A 3,669-nucleotide genomic window follows, 5' to 3' on the forward strand; every position below is an offset into this window, starting at 1 on the left:
GATCTGCTGCTCGGCATGTCGCTCGAAGCCATCGTGAAGACCTCCGGCAAGACCGGCCTGCACGTCTTCGTGCCGATCCGCCGGACCATCGATTTCGATGCCGCGCGCCACGTGTCGGAACTCGTCGGCCGCCATCTCATGCGCCTGCACCCCAAGGACATCACGCTGGAGTGGAGCGTGCCCAAGCGGACCGGCAAGATCTTCATGGACTACAATATGAACGTTCGTGGCAAGACGCTGAACGTCGCCTACTCGCCGCGCGGTGTGCCCGGCGCGCCGGTGTCGATGCCGCTCACGTGGGAGGAACTGGCGCAGGCGCATCCGCTCGACTTTCGCATCCCGAACGTCGTGCAGCGCGTGGCCGCAACCGGGGATCGCTGGCGCGAAGCCCTGACCCGCAAACAAAGCCTCGAGGGCGCGGTGAACAGCGCCGAGGGCTAGAAGGAGGTGAGAGCATGGCTGCCCGATCTATTGCGTCGCTCACGATCTCGTTCGGTCTCGTGTCCATTCCCGTGAAGCTCTATTCCGCCACCGAAGCCAGTCGCGCGATCTCGTTCAACATGCTGCACAAGACCTGCGGTTCGCGCGTCAAGCAGCAGTACGTGTGCGTGAAGGAGGACGTGGTCGTGCCGCGCGACGAGATGGTGAAAGGCTACGAGTTCGCCAAGGACCAGTACGTCATGTTCAGCAACGAGGAACTGAAGGCGCTGGAGGAGGCCGGCACACACGCCGCCGACATCACCGAGTTCGTGCCGATCGAGTCGATCGACCCGGTGTACTTCGACAAGGCCTACTACCTCGCGCCGGACAAGGGCGGCGCCAAGCCCTACGCGCTGCTCGCCAAGGCGCTGCGCGAATCCGGGCGCTGCGCCATCGGACGCTGGGCCGCGCGCGGCAAGCAGTACATCGTGATGATTCGCCCGATCGAGGATGGCCTCGTCATGCAGCAGCTGCTCTACGCCGCCGAGGTCCGCTCGATCAAGGACATCGAGATCCCGCACACGGACGTGAAGGACGCCGAGCTCAAGCTCGCGCAGCAGCTGATCGAGCAGCAGACCGCCGACAGCTTCGACCCCGGCGCGTACACCGACGAAGTGCGGGCGCGCATCGAGGCGGCGGTGCAGAAGAAGGTGGAAGGCCAGGAGATCACCATGACCGAGGAAGCCGAAGGCGGCGCCCAGGTCATCGATCTGATGGAGGCGCTGCGCGCGAGCCTGGAGAAGAAGGCGCCGGCACCCGCCAAGACAGCGGCCGCAGAAGCGGAAACGCGCAAGCCGCCGAAGCGCGTTCGCACCACCGAGCCGGCAGCACGCAAGACCGCCAAGAAGTAGCGACCCCGGACGTCCGCCCGCCATGCATTCCTACGGCGTGCGCGACGTCGAGCGGTTGCTGCACCTGCCACGCAGCACCATCCGCATGCTGATCGAGGCGGGCTTCGTGTCCCCCGCACGCGGCCCACGCAACGCCTGGCAATTCTCGTTTCAGGACCTCATCGTCCTGCGCACCGCGCAGGCGCTCGCCGCGGCGAAGGTGCCACATCGACGGATCACCCGCTCGATGAAGGAACTGCGACGCCATCTGCCAGAGAGCATGCCGCTGTCTGGCCTGAGCATCTGTGCGGTGGCCGACCGCGTCGTTGTCAAGGAAGGCGGCAGCCGCTGGCAGGCGGATTCGGGGCAGTACCTGCTCGCCTTCGAGGGCGACCCGGCGAACGGGTCGCTCAGCGTGATCGAGCGCGATGTGGACACGAAGACGACAGCGGCCGACTGTTTCGCACGAGGCGTTGCACTCGAAGCCGAGAACGCGCAGGCGGCACGCCAGGCTTACGAACGCGCGATCGCCGCCGACCCCGCGTTCGTCGATGCCTATGTCAACCTCGGCTCCCTGCTGCACGAAGCGGGGGAGTTTGCGCAGGCCGAGCGCGTCTACCGCGAGGCCATCGATGCGTGCGGCGACAGCGACCCCGTGCTGCTGTACAACCTCGGCGTCCTGCTCGATGACCTGAACCGCGAGCACGAAGCGACGGAGGCCTACGAGCGCGCGCTGCGCAGCGATCCAGATCTGGCCGACTGCCACTACAACCTGGCGCTGCTGTGCAAGAAGCTGGGACGTCCGCGCGAGGCGATCCGGCACATGGCGGAGTATCGGCGGCTGGTGGGAGGGAAAGCGGAGTAGCGGCGGCTGCGGGTAGCTGTGCACAAGCATTGGAAACAGCCGCTCTAGAGTGAGCGGCAGGCGCCGGTGCAAGGGTTAGTCACTCCACGGACTGAAGCTTTAGGCAGAGACGGACAAGTGCAGTGATTGCTCGCCGGCACTCCGCTTCTGTGTATGAAGATGAGTGTGCGTGACGTACCATTTGCCGTTTCCAGCTTGAATGCAGACGGAAGAGCAACTCGCAAGAATGCGAAGTCCTCGACGGGCATGCGGAACATTGCGGCGACCGCTGTTGAGCGTTCCGCTTGAGCCGCGGGTTATGCCGCCGCATCACTCGGCAATTCCCAGCCAGGGAATACAAGAACGCCGGGGTGACACTTCAGCGCCTGCGCCAGCACCTTGGCGCGCTCAACGCCAAGACGAACACGGTCGTTCTCGATAGCCGAGATGGTCGCTTGGGGAATTCCCGTGAGCTGCGAGAGCTGGTTTTGACTCAGCTCCTGAAGCTCGCGGACAATCCGAAGTGATTCGCCAACGGAGACAGCGATGCGCTTCTTGGCGCGGCGATATTCCTTCACTTACGGCCTCCGGTATTCATGAGGCGTTATCGAAGCGACCTGGAACAGCAGATCGTCTGCGACAACTCGATAAATCACGCGCCATTGATCGCCCAGGCGGGACGACCTATAGCCCTTCCATTCGCCAGCCAGTGCTTCATCGTGGAACCCTTTGATAAGGCGGAGCCCGGGGGATCCGGACAGACTGGCGATGTCTTTCCACTTCTCGTAGCGCTTCAGAATCTCCTTCGGGGCGGAAGCGAGTTGCCGATCAACCCGACGGTGTTCTTCGATTCGCCACATGCCATATTATGGCTATACCATATTTGATATGTCAACCAGCGGCTGGTGGAAGGCATAACGTCTGAATTCACCGGCCTTGCGCGGCTTTATGCGCCTATCTCTTCAGGAAGCCGCCGATTACCGCACCAAGAAGGCCGCCGACCGCGCTGGCGAGTAGCAGCCACCAGCGCTTCTCTCTCTGCTGTTCCAATGCTCGGGCGTGCAGACCGATAGCTGTGGTGATCAGCGCTTGAATGTCATCGGCGCTCAACGGAACCCGAGAGACACGCGTTTCCCTGTCTGCTTCGGGAAGAGCGTCGTACTCGTCGATCGCACTACCTCAGTCTGTGTCCCTGTTACCGAAAGCCAGGACCAGCAGACCACCGATGAGCGAGCCGGCGAATGACACCAACAGTCCGACGGCAGCCGCGATGATGATCTCCAATGGCCAGAGATTGTGGGAAGTGGGATCCAGCGAGGTCTCCACCTGAACGCGCGCCATGACCATGGCAGGTACGGCGAGTCCCGCGACGAACAGCGCCCGCGCGAAGGACGCCTTCGCCCCCAGGCGCAGGGCGGCAGCAGCGATCGCCACCACCAGCAGGGCCGGGCCGTAGAGCGAACTGGGCAGGGAAACCTTGGCGTACGGAATCTGCCAGTACGGAATGCCGGTGGC

7 protein-coding genes are annotated in these 3,669 nt (G+C 63.6%); 3 read left to right on the top strand and 4 right to left on the bottom strand.

Translation table 11 applies throughout. The features are described 5' to 3' along the window. The 3 genes from JNK68_16940 to JNK68_16950 form a co-directional block, all read left to right on the top strand. A partial coding sequence (locus tag JNK68_16940) for an ATP-dependent DNA ligase (protein MBL8542031.1) occupies positions 1 to 441 on the top strand: 441 nt, incomplete at its 5' end. 14 nt (positions 442 to 455) lie between these two features. Next, the gene (locus JNK68_16945) at positions 456 to 1,331 is read left to right on the top strand and encodes a Ku protein (protein ID MBL8542032.1); all 876 of its coding nucleotides are present in this window, start codon (positions 456 to 458) and stop codon (positions 1,329 to 1,331) included. A gap of 22 nt (positions 1,332 to 1,353) precedes the next feature. After that, positions 1,354 to 2,175 carry a tetratricopeptide repeat protein gene (locus JNK68_16950; GenBank protein ID MBL8542033.1) on the top strand — a complete coding sequence of 274 codons (822 nt, stop codon included), beginning with the start codon at positions 1,354 to 1,356 and terminating at the stop codon, positions 2,173 to 2,175. 296 nt (positions 2,176 to 2,471) lie between these two features. Here the strand turns inward: JNK68_16950 and JNK68_16955 are convergent, their stop codons facing one another. The 4 genes from JNK68_16955 to JNK68_16970 all read right to left on the bottom strand — a co-directional run. Beyond that, the gene (locus JNK68_16955; GenBank protein ID MBL8542034.1) at positions 2,472 to 2,732 is read right to left on the bottom strand and encodes a helix-turn-helix transcriptional regulator; all 261 of its coding nucleotides are present in this window, start codon (positions 2,730 to 2,732) and stop codon (positions 2,472 to 2,474) included. Next, positions 2,733 to 3,014 (bottom strand): type II toxin-antitoxin system mRNA interferase toxin, RelE/StbE family, encoded by a 282-nt coding sequence (locus JNK68_16960; GenBank protein ID MBL8542035.1) that lies wholly within the window; start codon positions 3,012 to 3,014, stop codon positions 2,733 to 2,735. A gap of 94 nt (positions 3,015 to 3,108) precedes the next feature. Beyond that, on the bottom strand, positions 3,109 to 3,264 hold the full coding sequence (locus tag JNK68_16965; protein ID MBL8542036.1) for a hypothetical protein: 156 nt from the start codon (positions 3,262 to 3,264) through the stop codon (positions 3,109 to 3,111). A gap of 69 nt (positions 3,265 to 3,333) precedes the next feature. Next, positions 3,334 to 3,669, bottom strand: a 336-nt coding sequence (locus JNK68_16970) for a hypothetical protein (GenBank protein MBL8542037.1), incomplete at its 5' end; no start/stop codon positions are given.

The sequence above is a fragment of the Betaproteobacteria bacterium genome (assembly GCA_016791345.1).
In the GTDB taxonomy this organism is placed as follows: Bacteria; Pseudomonadota; Gammaproteobacteria; order Burkholderiales; family JAEUMW01; genus JAEUMW01.